17 protein-coding genes and 1 riboswitch are annotated in these 18,229 nt (G+C 73.4%); of the genes, 9 read left to right on the top strand and 8 right to left on the bottom strand.

The features are described from left to right. Positions 1-13 precede the first annotated feature (13 nt). Together EJG53_RS30390 and EJG53_RS30385 are read right to left on the bottom strand one after the other, a co-directional pair. Complete coding sequence (locus tag EJG53_RS30390; protein ID WP_030679750.1) at positions 14-379, bottom strand: Rv2175c family DNA-binding protein; 366 nt, start codon at positions 377-379, stop codon at positions 14-16. 178 nt (positions 380-557) lie between these two features. Then, the gene (locus EJG53_RS30385) at positions 558-1,838 is read right to left on the bottom strand and encodes an NAD(P)/FAD-dependent oxidoreductase (RefSeq protein WP_125047555.1); all 1,281 of its coding nucleotides are present in this window, start codon (positions 1,836-1,838) and stop codon (positions 558-560) included. A gap of 156 nt (positions 1,839-1,994) precedes the next feature. After that, positions 1,995-2,110, top strand: a riboswitch (TPP riboswitch). On the opposite strand from EJG53_RS30385, the gene thiO reads away from it, so the two are divergent. The 6 genes from thiO (at position 2,108) to EJG53_RS30355 (ending at position 8,135) form a co-directional block, all read left to right on the top strand. Beyond that, the gene (thiO, locus tag EJG53_RS30380; RefSeq protein WP_174856480.1) at positions 2,108-3,412 is read left to right on the top strand and encodes a glycine oxidase ThiO; all 1,305 of its coding nucleotides are present in this window, start codon (positions 2,108-2,110) and stop codon (positions 3,410-3,412) included. (Overlaps the previous riboswitch by 3 nt.) Beyond that, entirely contained in the window at positions 3,409-3,627 is a 219-nt protein-coding gene (thiS, locus tag EJG53_RS30375) for a sulfur carrier protein ThiS (protein WP_030020888.1), read from the top strand. The genes thiO and thiS overlap by 4 nt, the downstream gene beginning before the upstream one ends. Before the next feature lie 10 nt (positions 3,628-3,637). Further along, complete coding sequence (locus EJG53_RS30370) at positions 3,638-4,432, top strand: thiazole synthase (RefSeq protein WP_125047554.1); 795 nt, start codon at positions 3,638-3,640, stop codon at positions 4,430-4,432. Between the two features lie 196 nt (positions 4,433-4,628). Beyond that, a complete protein-coding gene (pknB, locus tag EJG53_RS30365) occupies positions 4,629-6,617 on the top strand; it encodes a Stk1 family PASTA domain-containing Ser/Thr kinase (RefSeq protein WP_244955406.1) in 1,989 nt (662 codons plus the stop codon). 120 nt (positions 6,618-6,737) lie between these two features. Next, positions 6,738-7,637 carry a deoxyribonuclease IV gene (locus EJG53_RS30360; protein ID WP_125049696.1) on the top strand — a complete coding sequence of 300 codons (900 nt, stop codon included), beginning with the start codon at positions 6,738-6,740 and terminating at the stop codon, positions 7,635-7,637. Between the two features lie 21 nt (positions 7,638-7,658). Then, the gene (locus EJG53_RS30355; RefSeq protein WP_125047552.1) at positions 7,659-8,135 is read left to right on the top strand and encodes a DUF4396 domain-containing protein; all 477 of its coding nucleotides are present in this window, start codon (positions 7,659-7,661) and stop codon (positions 8,133-8,135) included. Between the two features lie 49 nt (positions 8,136-8,184). Here EJG53_RS30355 and EJG53_RS30350 read toward each other — a convergent pair whose 3' ends face one another. Further along, entirely contained in the window at positions 8,185-8,808 is a 624-nt protein-coding gene (locus EJG53_RS30350) for a sulfite oxidase-like oxidoreductase (RefSeq protein WP_371858744.1), read from the bottom strand. Positions 8,809-8,963: 155 nt separating this feature from the next. Between EJG53_RS30350 and bfr the strand changes: the two genes are divergently transcribed. Beyond that, on the top strand, positions 8,964-9,443 hold the full coding sequence (bfr, locus tag EJG53_RS30345) for a bacterioferritin (RefSeq protein WP_030020883.1): 480 nt from the start codon (positions 8,964-8,966) through the stop codon (positions 9,441-9,443). 94 nt (positions 9,444-9,537) lie between these two features. Here the strand turns inward: bfr and EJG53_RS30340 are convergent, their stop codons facing one another. From EJG53_RS30340 to EJG53_RS30330, 3 genes are all read right to left on the bottom strand, one after another. Further along, entirely contained in the window at positions 9,538-9,861 is a 324-nt protein-coding gene (locus EJG53_RS30340; protein WP_125047550.1) for a (2Fe-2S)-binding protein, read from the bottom strand. Positions 9,862-10,005: 144 nt separating this feature from the next. Further along, positions 10,006-11,355, bottom strand: a complete 1,350-nt coding sequence (locus tag EJG53_RS30335) for a class II 3-deoxy-7-phosphoheptulonate synthase (RefSeq protein WP_125047549.1) — start codon at positions 11,353-11,355, stop codon at positions 10,006-10,008. Between the two features lie 119 nt (positions 11,356-11,474). Next, a complete protein-coding gene (locus EJG53_RS30330; RefSeq protein WP_125047548.1) occupies positions 11,475-12,857 on the bottom strand; it encodes an aminotransferase-like domain-containing protein in 1,383 nt (460 codons plus the stop codon). 136 nt (positions 12,858-12,993) lie between these two features. Between EJG53_RS30330 and EJG53_RS30325 the strand changes: the two genes are divergently transcribed. Together EJG53_RS30325 and EJG53_RS30320 are read left to right on the top strand one after the other, a co-directional pair. Next, a complete protein-coding gene (locus EJG53_RS30325; RefSeq protein ID WP_244955405.1) occupies positions 12,994-13,815 on the top strand; it encodes an alpha/beta fold hydrolase in 822 nt (273 codons plus the stop codon). Positions 13,816-13,981: 166 nt separating this feature from the next. After that, on the top strand, positions 13,982-15,937 hold the full coding sequence (locus tag EJG53_RS30320; protein WP_125047546.1) for an anthranilate synthase family protein: 1,956 nt from the start codon (positions 13,982-13,984) through the stop codon (positions 15,935-15,937). Here EJG53_RS30320 and EJG53_RS30315 read toward each other — a convergent pair. Both EJG53_RS30315 and EJG53_RS30310 read right to left on the bottom strand, forming a co-directional pair. Next, positions 15,903-16,919 (bottom strand): 2-hydroxyacid dehydrogenase, encoded by a 1,017-nt coding sequence (locus tag EJG53_RS30315; RefSeq protein ID WP_125047545.1) that lies wholly within the window; start codon positions 16,917-16,919, stop codon positions 15,903-15,905. The two genes, EJG53_RS30320 and EJG53_RS30315, sit on opposite strands and share 35 nt — an antisense overlap. A 241-nt stretch (positions 16,920-17,160) precedes the next feature. After that, positions 17,161-18,189, bottom strand: a complete 1,029-nt coding sequence (locus EJG53_RS30310; RefSeq protein WP_125047544.1) for a 6-phosphofructokinase — start codon at positions 18,187-18,189, stop codon at positions 17,161-17,163. Positions 18,190-18,229: the final 40 nt, after the last annotated feature.

The raw sequence follows: 18,229 nt of genomic DNA, 5'->3' as shown, positions 1-18,229 counted from the left end.
GCAGGGAGCGGGCCTAGACGGCGAGCGCCTGGGCCCGGCGCTTCACCTCCGTACCGCGATTCTCACGCAGGGCCTGGGCGGGGGTGCCGGGCAGCGTCTCGTCGGCGGTGAAGAGCCACTCCAGCATCTCCTCGTCGGCGAAGCCGTCGTCCCGCAGGAGCGTCAGCGTCCCGACGAGGCCCTTGACGACCTTGCCGTCCTTGATGAAGTCGGCCGGCACATGCAGGGCACGGTTCTCGCCACGGCGCACCGCGATGAGCTGGCCCTCCTTGACCAACTGCCGCACACGCGTCACCTCGACGCCGATCAGCTCGGCGATGTCGGGGAGGGTGAGCCAGGCGGGGACGAGTCCATCGATCTTTGCGTCAATCTCGGTCACGGGACAAGCCTGCCACCTCGCACTGACAGCCGGTAGCCGGGCATCCCCGTCGGCGCAGCCCACAGCACCCGAACGCGCCGCCGGAAACCCCGCCGGACGCACCGCCGGCCCCCTTCGCCAGGGTCACCGACCCGGCCTCACCGCGCCGGGTTTCCGCCTCGGGCCGCCCCCGCCCGCCTCAGACCACCGCCGACTTCAGCGGTACGGACGCGTCCGCCGCCATGCGCCGGTCCAGCACCGCGCCCCGCTCGATGAGCCGGCGGCCCTGGGCCAGGTCGCGGGGCCGGCCGACCGCCAGCAGCGCGACGAGCACGCCCTCGCGCAGCCAGACCACCGACCAGGCGGCGCTCTCCGGGTCACCGCGCCACACCGTCTCGTCGGCGCCCGCGTGGTGCCCGGCGTACTGCACGAAGCGGCCGAACTGCTCGGACCAGAAGTACGGGACCGGGTCGTAGACCGGCCCCTCGGCGGCGCCCCGGACGATGGTGGCGGCGACCGTGCGCGGCCCGTGCAGGGCGTTGTCCCAGTGGTGGACCAGCAGGCGGCTGCCGTAGCGGGCGGACGGGAAGGAGGCGCAGTCGCCGACCGCGTACACGTCGGGCAGCGAGGTGCGCAGCCGTTCGTCGGTCAGGACGGAGCGGTCCTCGGGCGACAGCTCGACGCCGGAACCGGCCAGCCAGGAGGTCACGGGGCGGGCGCCGATGCCGACGACGACCGCGTCGGCGGTGAGCACCGTGCCGTCGGCGAGCGTCACCGCGCCCTCGGTGACCGCGGCGACCCGGGCGCCGGTCCGCAGCCGGGCGCCGCTGTCCTCGTACCAGGCCGCCATGGGCGCGGCGACCTCGGCGGGCAGCGCGCCGGCCAGCGGCCGGTCGGCGGCCTCGACGACCGTCACCCGGCAGCCCGCCTCGCGCGCCGCCGTGGTGAACTCCGCGCCGATCCAGCCCGCGCCGACGACCACGACCTCGCGCTGTCCGGCCAGTACGGGCCGCAGCCGCTCGGCGTCGTCGAGGGTGCGCAGGACATGGACGTCCGGCAGCCCGTCGCAGCCGGGCAGGGTGACCGGTTCGGCGCCGGTGGCGATTACCAGGTGGTCGTACGGGAGCGGCCCGGCGTCCGTCTCCAGTACCCGCGAGCCGGCCGCGAGCCCTATGGCGCGGCGGCCCAGCAGCAGCTCGATGCCGAGCGCCTCGAAGTCCACGTCGAAGGCGGACCCGTCGGCCTTGCCGAGCAGCACCGCCTTGGACAGCGGCGGGCGGTCGTACGGCTGGTGCGGCTCTTCGCCGAGCACCGTGACCGCTCCGCGCCAGCCCTGTTCGCGCAGGGCGACGGCGGTCTGCACACCGGCCAGTCCGGCGCCGACGACGACGACGCGCCGGTTGCGTTCGGCCGCGCGCTCGGCGGCTTCGCGGTCCTGGCGCGCGCGGTCAGGGTCCTGGGGCTGGGTCTGCTCGCTCACCCGATCACTGTAAGACGGTGTGTCTCGCGACCTGGAGCACCGCGCAACGAGATCTATGACACAACGTCACGGCCCGTGACCCGCCGGCGCCGGCGCCCGCTCCCCGCACCCGGCGCTCCCTTACGGCGCGTCGGCGGCCCGTACTAGGGTTGCCGGTGAACGCACACGCGGGAGCCCGGACGCGACCGGGCTGAGAGGGAGGCTGAGGCGGCCTCCGACCGTACGAACCTGATCCGGGTCATGCCGGCGAAGGGAGGGGCTGGACGCCCATGCATCCACCCGTACAGAAACCGACGCCCCCCGGGGCGGCCGCCTCCGGCGCGAGCCCCGACGTGCTCGTCATCGGCGGCGGCATCATCGGCCTGGTCACCGCCTGGCGGGCGGCCCGGCTCGGGCTGCGGACGGCTGTCGCCGACCCGTCCCCCGGCGGCGGCGCCGCCCAGGTCGCGGCCGGGATGCTGGCCGCCGTCACCGAGCTGCACTACGGCGAGCAGACGCTGCTCGGCCTCAACCTCGCCTCCGCGCGCCGCTACCCGGAGTTCGCCGCCGAGCTGACGGAGGCGAGCGGTCTGGACCTCGGCTACCGCCGGTGCGGCACCCTGGCCGTCGCGCTGGACGCCGACGACCGCGCCCACCTGCGCGAACTGCACGCCCTCCAGCTCCGCAGCGGCCTGGAGTCCGAATGGCTGACGGGGCGCGAGTGCCGGCGCCTGGAGCCGTTGCTCGCGCCGGGCGTGCGCGGGGGCCTGCGCGTGGACGGGGACCACCAGGTCGACCCGCGCCGGCTGGCCGCCGCGCTGCTCGCCGCCTGCGAGCGGGCCGGGGTCGTCTTCCACCGCGCCGCCGCCGAGCGGCTGACCGTCGTACGGGGCCGCGCCACCGGCGCCGGTCTGGGCGACGGCAGCCGGGTCACGGCCGGGCAGGTGGTGCTCGCGGCGGGCAGCCGGAGCGGGCTGCTGGCGGGCGTCCCCGAGGACGTGCTGCCGCCGGTCCGCCCGGTCAAGGGCCAGGTGCTGCGGCTGCGGATGCCGGACGGCCTGCCCGGCGGCGTACCGTTTCTGTCCCGCACGGTACGGGCCGTGGTGCGCGGCGGCCCGCTCTACCTCGTACCCCGCGAGAACGGCGAGCTGGTCGTCGGCGCCACCAGCGAGGAGCTGGGCTGGGACACCACGGTCACCGCGGGCGGGGTCTACGAACTGCTGCGGGACGCCCATGAACTGGTCCCCGGCATCACCGAACTGCCCCTGGTCGAGTCTCGCGCCGGCTTGCGCCCCGGCTCGCCCGACAACGCGCCGCTGCTCGGCCCGACCGCGCTGCCCGGCCTGCTGGTGGCGACCGGCCACCACCGCAACGGGGTGCTGCTGACGCCGGTAACGGGCGACGTGATGGCGGCGGCACTGACCGGCGGCCCGCTGCCGGAGGAGGCCCGGGCGTTCACCCCGGACCGCTTCGCGCCGGGCGCGTCCGGCCGCCCGGCCTCGCCGGCCCCCGCGCCGCCGTCGCGTCCCACGCCGTCATCCGATCCCCGCCAGGCTCCCGCGACCGCCCCCGCCCCTCAGGAGCAGCCCGTATGACCGTCACCACCCCCATCACCGTCTCCGTGAACGGCGAGCCCAGGGAGTTCCCCGGCGGGCTCACCCTGGACCGGCTCGTCGCCGGTCTGACCACGGCACCGGGTGGCGTGGCCGCCGCCGTCAACGAGGCCGTGGTGCCGCGCGGCCAGTGGCCCGCCACCGCGCTCGGCGACGGCGACCGCGTCGAGGTCCTCACCGCAGTCCAGGGAGGCTGATCCGTACGTCATGGCCGACGATCTCCTCACCATCGCCGACACCGCCTTCGACTCCCGTCTGATCATGGGGACGGGCGGGGCGCCCAGCCTCGACGTCCTGGAGCGGGCGCTGCTCGCCTCCGGGACGGAGCTGACGACGGTCGCCATGCGCCGGCTGGACCCGACCGTGCAGGGCTCGGTGCTGTCCGTCCTGGAACGGCACGGCATCCGGGTGCTGCCGAACACCGCGGGCTGCTTCACCGCGGGCGAGGCGGTGCTGACCGCCCGGCTGGCCCGGGAGGCGCTGGGCACCGACTGGGTCAAGCTGGAGGTGGTCGCGGACGAGCGCACGCTGCTGCCCGACCCGGTCGAGCTGCTGGACGCCGCGGAGACCCTGGTGGACGACGGTTTCACCGTGCTGCCGTACACCAGCGACGACCCGGTGCTGGCCCGCAAGCTGGAGGACGTGGGCTGCGCCGCGATCATGCCGCTGGGCTCCCCCATCGGCTCCGGGCTCGGCATCCGCAACCCGCACAACTTCCAGTTGATCACCGAGCGGGCCGGGGTGCCGGTGATCCTGGACGCGGGCGCCGGCACCGCCTCCGACGCGGCCCTGGCCATGGAGCTGGGCTGCGCCGCGGTGATGCTGGCGTCGGCGGTGACCCGTGCGCAGGAGCCCGTCCTGATGGCGGAGGCGATGCGACACGCGGTCGAGGGCGGCCGGCTGGCGTACCGGGCCGGGCGCATCCCGCGCCGCCACTACGCGGCGGCCTCCTCACCGGCGGAGGGCGTCGCCGCGCTGGACCCGGAGCGCCCGGCCTTCTGAACCGACGCGGCTTCCCGAGGCACGGCGGGCGGCGCCCTTCATCGGCCGCCGCCCGCCGTCACCCGCCCCGCGAAACGGGCATCCCGCACATCCCGGCCCGGCCGGCGGCCCGCCCTGTCACTGTTCGGATGCAATGGCCCGCGGTTCCCGGGCAGGGCGTCCGGCACCGCCGCGGCGGCTCGTAGACTCGTCTGCCGTGGATACGACCCTTCAGGACCCGCTGGTCGGGCAGTTGCTCGACGGCCGGTACCAGGTGCAGGCGCGCGTCGCCGCCGGCGGCATGGCCACGGTCTACCGGGCCGTGGACACCCGGCTGGACCGGGTGCTCGCCCTGAAGGTCATGCACCCGTCACTGGCGGCCGACGCCGCGTTCGTCGACCGCTTCATCCGCGAGGCCAAGTCCGCCGCCCGGCTCGACCACCCCAACGTGGTGGGCGTCTACGACCAGGGCACCGACGGCACATACGTGTACCTGGCCATGGAGTACGTCGCCGGGTGCACGCTGCGTGACGTCCTGCGCGAGCGCGGCGCCCTCCAGCCGCGGGCGGCGCTGGACATCGCGGAGCCGATCCTGGCCGCGCTGGGCGCCGCCCACCGGGCCGGGCTGGTGCACCGCGACATGAAGCCGGAGAACGTCCTGATCGGCGACGACGGCCGGGTCAAGGTCGCCGACTTCGGCCTCGTACGGACCGTCGGCACCCACAGCACCGCCTCGACCGGCTCGGTCCTGGGCACGGTCTCCTACCTGGCGCCCGAGCAGATCGAGGACGGTACGGCCGGTCCGCCCGCGGACGTCTACGCGTGCGGTGTCGTGCTGTTCGAGATGCTGACCGGCGGCAAGCCGCACACCGGCGGCAGCGCGGCCCAGGTGCTCTACCAGCATCTCCACGAGGACGTGCCGGCCCCTTCCACGTACGCGCCCGAGCTGGCGCCGCAGCTCGACGACCTGGTCGCCGCGGCCACCGCGCGCCGCCCCGAGCTGCGCCCGCAGGACGCGGTGACGCTGCTCGCGCAGACCCGCACGGTACGGGCCGAGCTGACCGACGCGCAGTTGGACGCGGTGCCGCCGCAGGCCAACGAGGCACCGGCGGGCGGCGCGGCGGCGGGCTCCGAGGACCGTACGAGCGTGCTGCCCCGGGTCCCCGAGCAGCCGCCGCTGCCGCTGGAGGAGCCGCTGAACCACACCAGCAGGCTGGAGACCCCGCCGCCGGACCCGGCGTCGGCGGCCGAGCCGACCACCCGGCTGCGCCCGGCGGCGGCCGCCCCGCGGTCCGGGGTGTGGGCCGGGCTGCTGCGGACCCGGCGCCGGACGGCCTCGGTGATCGCGGCCGTGCTGCTCGTGCTGGTGGCGGGCGCGGGCGTCTGGTACATCAACTCAGGGCAGTTCACCACCGTCCCGGCCGTACTGGACATGACGCAGGAGAAGGCGGAGCAGACGCTGCGCGCCGAGGGCCTGGAGGTGGAGGTGAAACGCGCCTTCAGTCCGAACGTGGAGCGCGGCCACGTCATGGCCACGACCCCGGAGAACGGCAAGCGCATCCGCGGTACGGGCACGGTCACCATCACCCTGTCCAAGGGCCCGGAGATCGTCCAGGTGCCCGACCTGGCGGGCACGCCGATCGCCGACGCGAAGCGCAAGCTGCGTGACCTGGGGCTGACCGTCGGCACGGTGCACAAGAAGTTCTCCGACGAGGTCGCCAAGGGGTCGGTGATCAGCACCGACCCGGCGGCGGGCAGCAAGCGGCGCCCGGAGACCGCCGTCGCGCTCACGGTCAGCCGCGGCGCCGAGGTGGACGTGCCGGACGTGACCGGCCGGGACCGGGCGGACGCGGAGGCGACACTGCGCGGCGCGGGCTTCGAGGTGAAGTTCGCGGACAGCACGGTGCACTCCCCGCACGAGAAGGGCAAGGTCGCCCGGCAGGCGCCGGGGGCGGGCGGCACGCTGGGCCGCGGCGACACCGTGACGCTCACGCTCTCCGAGGGCCCCGAGATGGTCACCGTGCCGGACGTGACCGGCAAGACCGCCGACGACGCGCGGCAGGCGCTGTCCGACGCGGGCTTCGAGGTCGAGGTCAAGAAGCCGTTCCTGTTCCCGAGGGACAAGGTCGAGAGCCAGTCGGTCGCGGGCGGCGGGCAGGCGGCGAAGGGCAGCAAGATCACCATCCGGCTGGAGAGCGTGCTGTAGGAGCCGGTGCCACGGCGGCCACCGGGCCCGCTGTGAGCAAGGACGCCCGCCCGCACGCCGGGGCGGGCGTCCCGCACCTGGCACCCTTGACGGGTGAGCACCTCCCCTTCCCCGCAGAACATTCCGCAGGACGCCGAGCCGGACGCCCAGCAGCGCGCCCGTGAGCGCAACCCGGTCGGCGGCCATGTCCCGGTGGCCGGCGGCCTGGCCAAGGTCGGCGTCCCGTACGCCCGGGACATCGGCGGCGAGGCCGTGCAGGTCTTCGTCGCCAACCCGCGCGGCTGGGCGACGCCGCCCGGGAACCCGCAGCAGGACGAGGCGTTCCGGGAGGCGTGCGAGCGGGAGTCGTTCCCGGCGTACGTGCACGCCCCCTACCTGATCAACTTCGGCTCGCACAATCCGGAGACGGTCGAGAAGTCCGTGCTCTCGCTGCGCCACTCGCTGCGGCGCGGCCGGGCGATCGGCGCGCGGGGCGTGGTGGTGCACACCGGCTCGGCGACCGGCGGGCGGCCCCGCGCCGAGGCCCTGACGCAGGTACGTGAACGGATGCGTCCACTGCTGGAGGAGCTGACGCACGACGACGACCCGTGGCTGCTGCTGGAGCCGACGGCGGGTCAGGGCGCTTCGCTGTGCGCGCTGGCGGAGGACCTCGGCCCGTACTTCGACGCGCTGGACCGGCACCCGAAGCTGGGCATCTGCCTGGACACCTGCCACGCCTTCGCGGCCGGGCACGACATGGCGGCGCCCGGCGGCATGAAGGCGCTGCTGGACGAGCTGGTCGACGTGGCGGGCGAGGGGCGGCTGAAACTGATCCACGCCAACGACTCCAAGGACGTCGTCGGCGCGCACAAGGACCGCCACGAGAACATCGGCGCGGGGCACATCGGCGCCGACCCGTTCGGGGAGCTGTTCCGGCACCCGGCCACCCTGGGCGTACCGCTGGTGATCGAGACGCCGGGCGGCAAGGAGGGCCACGCGGCGGACGTGGCGCGCCTGAAGGATCTGCGGCACCCGGCCTGAGGTGGCACCCTGGGCGTACCGATGCACCAGGCACACGACGGGCACGAGCACGGCGGGCACGCGGCGGCGAGCTGGGGCGCCGCGGCCGGCGCCACGCTGCACTGCCTGACCGGCTGCGCCCTCGGCGAGATCCTGGGCATGGTCGTCGGCACCGCCCTGAGCTGGCACAACGCCCCGACGATGGTGCTCGCGGTGGTGCTCGCCTTCGTCTTCGGCTACGCCCTCACCCTGCGCGGTGTGCTCGGCTCCGGGCTCGGCCTGCGGACCGCCGTACGGGTCGCGCTCGCCGCCGACACGCTGTCCATCGCGGTCATGGAGCTGATCGACAACGGGGTGATCGCGCTGATCCCCGGGGCGCTGGACGCGGCGCTGTCCGACGCCCTGTTCTGGTGGACGCTGGCGCTGTCACTGGCCCTGGCGTTCGTCGTGACCACGCCGGTGAACCGGTGGATGATCTCCCGCGGCAAGGGACACGCCGTAGCACATCGGTACCACTGAGCGCGGCCCGGATTCCGGCCGTTCCCCTGCCGCCGGGCGGTCCGGCGCGCTACAGCTCCGGCCCGTCCCCCGGCTCCTCCTGGTACGAGTAGCGCTGTTCGCGCCACGGGTCGCCCAGGTTGTGGTAGCCGCGCTCCTCCCAGAAGCCGCGGCGGTCCGCTGTCATGTACTCGATGCCGCGCACCCACTTGGGGCCCTTCCAGGCGTACAGGTGCGGGACGATCAGGCGGACCGGGAAGCCGTGCTCGGCGGTGAGCAGCTCACCGGAGCGGTGGGTGGCGAACAGGGACTTGGCGTCGGCGAAATCGGCCAGCTTGAGGTTCGAGCTGAATCCGTATTCGGCCCACACCATCACATGGGTGACATCCGGGGCGGGCGGCGCGAGGTCGAGGATCGTCCGGGTGGAGACACCGCCCCATTCGGCGCCGAGCATGCTGAACTTCGTGACGCAGTGCATGTCGGCCACGACGGTCGTATGGGGCAGCGCGGAGAATTCCTCGTGCGTCCAGCAGTGCTTGTCGCCGTCCTCGGTGGCGCCGAACGCGCGGAACTCCCAGCGTTCGGGCCGGAACTTCGGCACCGGGCCGTAGTGCGTGACCGGCCATCCCCGTTGCAGCCGCTGCCCCGGAGGCAGCTGAGGATGCTCCGCTTCGCGGCTTTCGGGCTGACCCATGCTCTCCATGGTGTCAGACCCGCGGGCGTGCCGGTGACCAGGGCGACAGCGATTCGGGCAACTCGTACTAAGCGTGCACTTACTGGACGCCCAGCTCACGACGGTGCAAGGATGCGCGGCACCTGCCAGTACTCGCGTGGAAGGAGCCCGCTGTCATGCAGGGCGACCCCGAGGTCATCGAATTCCTCAACGAGCAGCTCACCGCCGAGCTGACCGCCATCAACCAGTACTTCCTGCACGCGAAGATGCAGGAGAACTTCGGCTGGACCAAGCTGGCCAAGTACACCCGGCACGAGTCGTTCGACGAGATGAAGCATGCGGAGATCCTCACGGACCGCATCCTCTTCCTGGACGGCCTGCCCAACTACCAGCGGCTCTTCCACGTCCGGGTGGGCCAGACCGTCACCGAGATGTTCCAGGCGGACCGGCAGATCGAGGTGGAGGCCATCGACCGCCTCAAGCGGGGCATCGACGTGATGCGGACCAAGGGGGACATCACCTCGGCCAACATCTTCGAGTCCATCCTGGCCGACGAGGAGCACCACATCGACTATCTGGACACCCAGCTCGACCTGATCGAGAAGCTCGGCGAGCCGCTGTACCTCGCCCAGGTGATCGAGCAGCCGGAGGGCTGAGGCGGTCCGCTCAAGCGAACCGTTCCTTCAGCCGGGCCGTACGGAGGGTGCTGCGGGCAGCGCGCCGCGTCGGCGCGCTTTTTCCGGGGTGGCTTCAGGCTGCTTCCGGCAGGGCGCCGGGCGCCGCGTCGGGGGCCGGCTGCGGTGTGATGTCGTACGGGCCGCGCGTCCCGGCGGCCGTCTCCGGGGCCGCCTCGCCGGGCGGCTCGGCGCCGAGCGGTTCGGGGGCGCCCCGGTCGATCAGTTCACGCCGGGGGCAGGTGCCCCGGCCGAGCAGCGCCTGGATGCGGCGGACGCAGCCGCCGCAGTCGGTGCCGGCCTTGCTGGCGGAGGCGATCTGGCGCGGGGTGCAGGCACCGGACGCCGCGTGCTCACGGACCTGCTGCTCCGTGATGCCGAAGCACGAGCAGACGTACACGCGGATCACCTCCGTCGACCTGTTCCGCAGTGAGGTTACCCTTACCTTACCCGGGACGAAAGACCGCTCACAACGCCGATGGGGCGCGGATCCTGTGATCCGCGCCCCATCGGCGTGTGCGTACGGCCCGGCCGGGCCGGTGCCTCACTGGTCCCGGTACATCTCCGCCACCAGGAACGCCAGGTCAAGCGACTGGCTGCGGTTGAGCCGCGGGTCGCAGGCGGTCTCGTAGCGCTGGTGCAGGTCGTCGACGAAGATCTCGTCGCCGCCGCCCACGCACTCGGTGACATCGTCGCCGGTCAGCTCGACGTGGATGCCGCCGGGGTGCGTACCCAGGCTCTTGTGCACCTCGAAGAAGCCCTTGACCTCGTCCAGCACGTCGTCGAAGCGCCGGGTCTTGTGCCCGGAGGCGGCCTCGAAGGTGTTGCCGTGCATCGGGTCGCAGATCCAGGCGACCTGCGCGCCGGAGGCGGTGACCTTCTCCACCAGCTCGGGCAGCTTGTCGCGGATCTTGTCCGCGCCCATGCGGGTGATGAAGGTCAGCCGGCCCGGCTCCCGCTCCGGGTCGAGCCGCTCGATGAGCGTGAGCGCGTCCTCGGCGGTGGTCGTCGGGCCCAGCTTGACGCCGATCGGGTTGCGGATACGGGAGGCGAACTCGATGTGCGCGCCGTCCAGTTGCCGGGTGCGCTCGCCGATCCAGACCATGTGGCCGGAGACGTCGTAGAGGTTGCCGGTACGCGAGTCGGTACGGGTCAGCGCGGACTCGTAGTCCAGCACGAGCGCCTCGTGGGAGGCGTAGAACTCGACCGTCTTGAACTCCTCCGGGTCCACCCCGCAGGCGTTCATGAAGTTCATCGCCCGGTCGATCTCGCGCGCCAGCGCCTCGTACCGCTGCCCGGACGGGGAGGACTTCACGAAGTCCTGGTTCCAGGCGTGCACCTGGCGCAGGTCGGCGTAGCCGCCGGTGGTGAAGGCGCGTACCAGGTTCAGCGTCGCGGCGGAGGCGTGGTACATCCGCTTCAGGCGCTGCGGGTCCGGGATGCGGGCCGCCTCGGTGAACTCGAAGCCGTTGACGGAGTCGCCGCGGTAGGTCGGCAGCGTCACCCCGTCGCGGGTCTCGGTGGGCTTGGAGCGCGGCTTGCTGTACTGACCCGCGATCCGGCCGACCTTGACGACCGGGACCGACCCGGCGTACGTGAGGACCGCGCCCATCTGGAGCAGGGTCTTGAGCTTGTTGCGGATGTGCTCGGCGGAGACGGCATCGAACGCTTCCGCGCAGTCGCCGCCCTGCAGCAGGAACGCCTCGCCGCGGGCGACCGCTCCCAGACGCTCGCGGAGCTGGTCGCACTCGCCGGCGAAGACGAGCGGCGGATAGGACTCCAGCTCGGCGATCACATCGCGCAGAGCCTCTTGGTCCGGCCATTCAGGCTGCTGCGCCGCGGGCAGGTCTCGCCAGGTGTTGCCACCGGCGTGGATTTCAGCGTTCACGGTCACGCGTCAACTTTACGGGGTCCGGACAGGGGTCCATCTCGCCGACCGGGATGTGAGACGAAGGTCCTACTCCAGTGGACCGCCGGGGGCTCGCGCCCGGTCCGGCGGTGCGCCCGCGCGCGTCAGTCCGGTACGGAGTCCTCCGGGGCGCCGCGGGCGATGGCGGCCAGCGTGCCCAGTGCGTACGCCAGATCGTCGGTGGCCGGGGCGGCGAGAGCGACGCGGACGGCGTTGGGGGCGGGCGCGGCGCCGTGCGCGCCCTCCGCGCCGACGGCGAACGCGGCAGCCGGAGTGACGGCGATGCCGTGCCGGGCGGCGGCCGCGAGGAACGTCTCGGCGCGCCACCCCTCGGGCAGCTCCCACCAGGCGAAGTAGGAGGCCGGGTCGGCCCGCACCCGGAAGCCGTCGAGATGCTCGCGCAGCAGTGCCTGCCGGGCGGCGGCGTCCCGGCGCTTGGCCTCGACGACCGTCGTCACCACGCCGTCCAGCAGCCAGCGGGCGGTGGCGTTCAGGGCGAAGCCGCCGGCCGTCCAGCCGCCGGAGCGCAGGGCGGCGGCGACCCGGTCGGCGGACGCGGGCGGCGCGAGGACCAGGCCGGTGGTCAGGCCGGGCGCCAGGCGCTTGGAGAGGCTGTCGACCAGGAGGGTGCGCTCGGGGGCCAGGGCGGCCAGCGGCGGAAGTCCGGCCTGCCGGCCGTCGTCCAGGAGGAAGGACCAGACGGCGTCCTCGACGGCCCACAGGTCCAGGGCGCGCAGCGTCCCGGCCAGCTCGGCCCGGCGCTCGGCGGGCATGGTCACGCCGAGCGGGTTGTGCAGCGTGGGCTGGAGGTAGACGGCGTGCAGCGGGGCGGTGCGGTGGGCCGCCCGTACGGCGTCGGGATGTAGCCCGTACGCGTCGCCCGCGAGCGGTACGAGGGTGACGCCGAGGCGGGCGGCGACGGACTTGACTAGCGGATAGGTGAGCGCTTCGACGCCGAGACGGCCGCCGGGCGGGACCAGCGCGGCGAGCGCGCCCGCGATGGCCTGGCGGCCGTTGCCCGCGAACAGCAGGCCCGCGGGGTCGGGGCGGAAGTCGCCGCGGGCGAGGAGGGCGGCGAAGGCGTCACGGGCGGGAGGCGAGCCGGTGGCCGGGGCGACGGCCAGGGCCGCGCTCAGCACGTCCGGGCGCAGCAGGGGCTCCAGGCTGCGGGCCAGGAGGGCGGCCTGCCCGGGGACCTCGGGGTAGTTGAGTTCGAGGTTGACGCGGGTGCGGCGGGCGGGGTCGGCGGGTTCGGCGAGGGCGGGTCCCGGGGCGTGCTGCGCGGCGCGTACGAACGTACCGCGGCCGACCTCGCCGACGGTCAGCCCGCGGCGGGCCAGTTCGCGGTAGACGCGGGCGGCGGTGGAGTCGGCGATGCGGTGGGCGCGGGCGAAGGCGCGCTGGGTGGCGAGCCGGTCGCCGGGACGCAAGCGCCCGGCGGCGATGTCGGCCGCGACGGTGTCGGCGATGCGCTGGTAGTCCTCCACGGGCCCTCCCGGCCGTCACTCAAGGCGTCACTATTGCACCGAGTGCAATGTTTTCATTGCACCGAGATGATGCGCGCCCTAGCATCGAGCCGTCAACCGGCCGGCCGCCATGAACACCCACGAACAGGGGCGAGTTGTGCTGCGTACCGCTGCCGTCAACGGCATCACCACCACGTACGAGGACACCGGCGAGGCGGCCGGAGAAACGATCCTGCTGATCCATGGGCACCCCTTCGACCACACGATGTGGGCCCCGCAGACCGCCGCGCTGGCCGCCGCCGGCCACCGCGTCCTCGTGCCGGACCTGCGCGGCTACGGCACCACTCAGGCCGTCCCGGGCACGACCCGCCTGGAGACCTTCGCCGCGGACCTCGCCGCACTCCTGGACCACCTCGGGGTGACGGACCGGATCGTCCTCGGCGGCCTGTCCATGGGCGGCCAGATCGCCATGGAGTGTGCCCGCCGCTTCCCGGAACGGCTGCGCGCCCTCGTCCTCGCCGACACCTTCGCGCAAGCCGAGACCCCCGAGGGCCGCCGGGCCCGCAACGCCATGGCCGACCGGCTGCTGCGCGAGGGCATGAGCGGCTACACGGAAGAAGTCCTCGACAAGATGATCGCGCCGCGCACCATCGCCGCCCGGCCCGCCGTCGCGGAGCACGTACACCGCATGATGCTCGGTGCACCGCCCGAGGGAGCGGCCGCCGCACTCAGGGGCCGCGCCGAACGCCCCGACTACACGGACACGTTGGCTCGCCTCACCGTCCCGGCTCTGGTGGCCGTCGGCCGCGACGACACCTACACCCCCGTCTCCGACGCCGAGTTCCTGCGCGATCGCATCCCGGACGCGCGCCTGACCGTGATCGAGGACGCCGCCCACCTGCCCAACCTCGAACAGCCGGACGTCTTCAACACCGCGCTGACCGCCTTTCTCGCGGCGCTCCCGGAGCGGGTCGGGTAGGGTGACGCCCATGTACGCGCAACCGGCCATGAACATGAACTGGTGGTGGACCGCTCATCCGGCGGCCCACTGATCGCGCGTAACCACTGACATCGCGAAGGCCGCCCCGAGGGGCGGCCTTCCGCGTTGTACGGGCCGTTCCTCCCACCCGGAAGGAACCGCCGACATGCCTCGCTCCACCACCGACACCGGCACCCCCCACGCCGGCACCGCCGACGTCCTGCGACGTCTGCTGTCCCCCGGCTGCCCGCCGTTCGCCCTGCTGCACCGCCGTACGCCCGGCCGTCCCGCCGCCGACACCGTCGAGGTGCTGGTCGGCAAGGTGACGGAGGTGTCGCGGCTGGCCGGCATCCCGCTCGGCGACGGGGTGCCGGACGGCGGCGCCGCGGTCACCGACGCGCTCGCGCTCGTCCCGTTCCGGCAGATCCGCGAGCGCGGGTTCGACGTCCGCGACGACGGCACCCCCCTGGCGGTGCTGCGCCCGGACGAGGCGTACGAGCTGCCGCTGGCCGAGGTGCTGGCGGAACTGCCCGCCCACCCGGTGCGGGTGGCGGACGGCGCCTTCGACGTATCCGACGACGCGTACGCCGGGATCGTCGAGCGCGTCCTGCGCGACGAGATCGGGACCGGCGAGGGCGCCAACTTCGTCATCCGGCGCACCTTCCAGGGCGACATCCCGGACTTCGGCACGGCCGACGCACTGGCCCTGTTCCGGCGGCTGCTGGCCGGTGAGCGCGGCGCGTACTGGACGTACGTCGTGCACCGGCCGGGCGTGCGCACGCTGGTCGGCGCCAGCCCCGAGGTGCACGTAAGGATGTCCGGCGGGACGGTCGTGATGAACCCGATCAGCGGCACCTACCGCTACCCGGCCGGGGGCCCGAGCGCGGAGCACCTGCTGGAGTTCCTGGGCGACCGCAAGGAGGTGGAGGAGCTGTCCATGGTCGTGGACGAGGAGCTGAAGATGATGTGCACCGTCGGCGACATGGGCGGTGTGGTGGTCGGGCCGCGCCTCAAGGAGATGGCGCACCTCGCGCACACGGAGTACGAGCTGCGCGGCCGCTCCTCGCTCGATGTACGGGAGGTGCTGAAGGAGACGATGTTCGCCGCGACCGTCGTCGGCTCGCCGGTGCAGAACGCCTGCCGGGTGATCGAACGCCACGAGGTGGGCGGGCGCGGCTACTACGCGGGGGCTCTGGCCCTGATCGGGCGGGACGCGGGCGGCGCGCAGACGCTGGACTCGCCGATCCTGATCCGTACCGCCGACATCGACGCGGACGGCGCGCTGCGGGTGCCGGTCGGCGCGACCCTCGTACGAGCCTCCGATCCGCGCGCCGAGGTCGCCGAGACGCACGCCAAGGCCGCCGGGGTGCTGACCGCGCTCGGTGTGCGCCCTGCTCCGGACCGTACGGAGGAGAGCGCCGGGCGGCCCCGGCTGGCGGACAACCCTCGGGTGCGGGCCGCGCTCGACGCCCGCCGCGCGGACCTCGCGCCCTTCTGGCTGCGGATGCAGAGCACCGCGCCGACCGCCGCGCTGACCGGCCACGCGCTGGTGATCGACGCGGAGGACACCTTCACCGCGATGCTGGCGCACCTGCTGCGCACCTCGGGGCTGACGGTGACCGTGCGCCGGTACGACGAGCCGGGGCTGCCGGAGGCCGCGGCGGCCCACGAGGGGCCGGTCGTGCTCGGTCCCGGCCCCGGCGACCCGTCGGACGCCGCCGACCCGAAGATGCGGCTGCTGCGCGCGCTGACCGCGCGGCTGGTCCGCGACCACCGGCACGGGCTGCTCGGCGTCTGCCTCGGGCACGAGCTGATCGCCGCGGAGCTGGGCCTGGAGATCGTGCGCAAGGAGGTGCCGTTCCAGGGCGCGCAGGAACGCATCGACTTCTTCGGCCGCCCGGAGACCGTCGGCTTCTACAACACCTTCACGGCCCGCTGCGACGAGACGGCGGTGGCCGAACTGGCCATGCACCGGGTCGAGCTGAGCCGGGACGCGGACTCCGGCGAGGTGCACGCGCTGCGCGGCCCCGGCTTCGCGGGGGTGCAGTTCCACCCGGAGTCCGTGCTGACGCTGGACGGGGCGGCGATCACCGCGCAGTTGCTGGCCGCTGTCCTGGTGTGACGAGGAGGTTCTCGTTGACGCGGCCGGCCAGGTAGTCCTCGACGTTGCGTACGGTGGCGTCGAGGATCTGGCCGACCGCGTCCCCGGTGAAGTAGGCCTGGTGCGAGGTGACCAGCACGTTCCCGAAGGTCATCAGGCGGGCGAGGGTGTCGTCGTGGACGACTTCCAGGGACTTGTCGAAGAAGAAGAGCCCCGCCTCCTCCTCGTAGACGTCGAGGCCAACACCGCCGAGCCGGCCGGCCTTGAGGGTCTCCACCAGCGCCGCGGTGTCGACGAGGCCGCCGCGGCTGGAGTTGACCAGGATCGCGTCGTCCTTCATGGCGGCCAGCGCGGCGGCGTCGACGAGGTGGCGGGTCGACTCCACGAGCGGCACGTGCAGGCTGATCAGATCGGACTCGGCGAACAGCCGGTCCTGGCCGACGTAGGTCATGCCCAGCTCGGCGCAGCGGGGGTTCTCGGCGAGGTCCCAGCCCAGCAGCTTCATGCCGAAGCCGTGGGCGATCCGGGTGAACGCCTCGCCGATCTTGCCGGTGCCGAGCACGCCGACGGTACGGCCGTGCAGGTCACGGCCCATCAGCCCGTCGAGCCGGAAGTCGAAGTTCCGGGTGCGGTTGGCGGCCCGTACGATCCGGCGGTCGACGGCCAGGGCCAGCGCCCAGGCGAACTCCGCGACCGAGTACGGCGAGTAGGAGGAGACCCGGCCGACGGTCAGCCCGAGGTCGGCCGCGGCCTCCAGATCGATGTTGTTGTAGCCGGTGGCGCGCTGGGCGATCATCTTCGTGCCGCCGACCGCCAGCGCCTGGAGCACCTCGGCGTTCAGGTCGGCGTTGACGCTGACGCTGACGACCTCGTGGCCCGCGGCGATGGGGGCAGTGTCGCGGTTGAGGAAGACGTCGAGGCAGCGGACCTGGTGGCGGCCGCCGAAGGCCCGTACCAGCAGCGGCCGCTCGTCCGTCTGCACGCCGAACGCGATGATCTCCACGGTGTCTCCCGACGTCGCCCGTCCTGCGGTCCGGTCACCGCCGCCCGTTTCAGGACATTTGCGATGACAGGGCCGAATATACGGCGCCGGGCGCGTACCGGCCGCCCGTCCGACGCGTACGGCGACGAGCGGGCCCGGAGGGAGACGTACAGGCGCGTACGGCGGCGTGCGGACATCCACGACGGCGTGCGACGGGACCCGCCAGCTCCCCGGCCCGGCCGCACGCCCCCGCGAGCCGGACTCAGCCGAAGAAGACCCCGGCCTCCGCGTACAGCTTCGGATCGACGGTCTTGATCTTCGCGGTCGCCTCCGCCAGCGGCACCCGGACGATGTCCGTGCCGCGCAGCGCGACCATCGTGCCGAAGTCGCCGTCCCGCACCGCGTCGATCGCGTGCAGGCCGAAGCGGGTGGCCAGCCAGCGGTCGAAGGCGCTGGGCGTACCGCCGCGCTGGGTGTGGCCGAGCACCGTCGTCCGGGCCTCCTTGCCCGTACGGTCCTCGATCTCCTTGGCCAGCCACTCGCCCACGCCCGACAGCCGCACGTGCCCGAACGAGTCCGTCGAACCGTCCTTGAGGACCATCTGGCCGTCCTTGGGCATGGCCCCCTCGGCGACCACCACGATCGGCGCGTACCGCACCTTGAAGCGGGACTCGATCCAGGCGCAGACCTGGTCGACGTCGAAGCGCTGCTCGGGGATGAGGATGACGTTGGCACCGCCGGCCAGGCCGGAGTGCAGCGCGATCCAGCCCGCGTGCCGGCCCATGACCTCGACGACCAGGACCCGCATGTGCGACTCGGCGGTGGTGTGCAGCCGGTCGATGGCCTCGGTGGCGACGCCGACGGCGGTGTCGAAGCCGAAGGTGTAGTCGGTGGCGGACAGGTCGTTGTCGATCGTCTTGGGCACGCCGACGCAGGGCACGCCGTACTCGCCGGAGAGCCGGGCCGCGACGCCGAGGGTGTCCTCGCCGCCGATCGTGATCAGCGCCTCGACCTCCTCCTTGGCGAGGGTGTCCTTGATCCGGCGGATGCCGTCCTGCTGCTTGAAGGGGTTGGTCCGCGAGGAGCCGAGGACCGTGCCGCCGCGGGGCAGGATGCCGCGTACGGCGGGGATGTCGAGCGGTACCGTGTCGCCTTCCAGGGGCCCGCGCCAGCCGTCCCGGAAGCCGACGAAGTCGTAGCCGTACTCCTGGACGCCCTTGCGCACCACGCCTCGGATGACCGCGTTGAGACCGGGGCAGTCACCGCCGCCGGTCAGTACTCCGACCCGCATCGCTTCTTCACCTTCATCCCGTGAGGGGCCGCGCACCCGC

This window comes from Streptomyces chrestomyceticus JCM 4735, assembly GCF_003865135.1.
Lineage (GTDB): Bacteria > Actinomycetota > Actinomycetes > Streptomycetales > Streptomycetaceae > Streptomyces > Streptomyces chrestomyceticus.
Note: the sequence above shows the minus strand (reverse complement) of the source record. Positions and strands in the feature narration are given on the sequence as shown.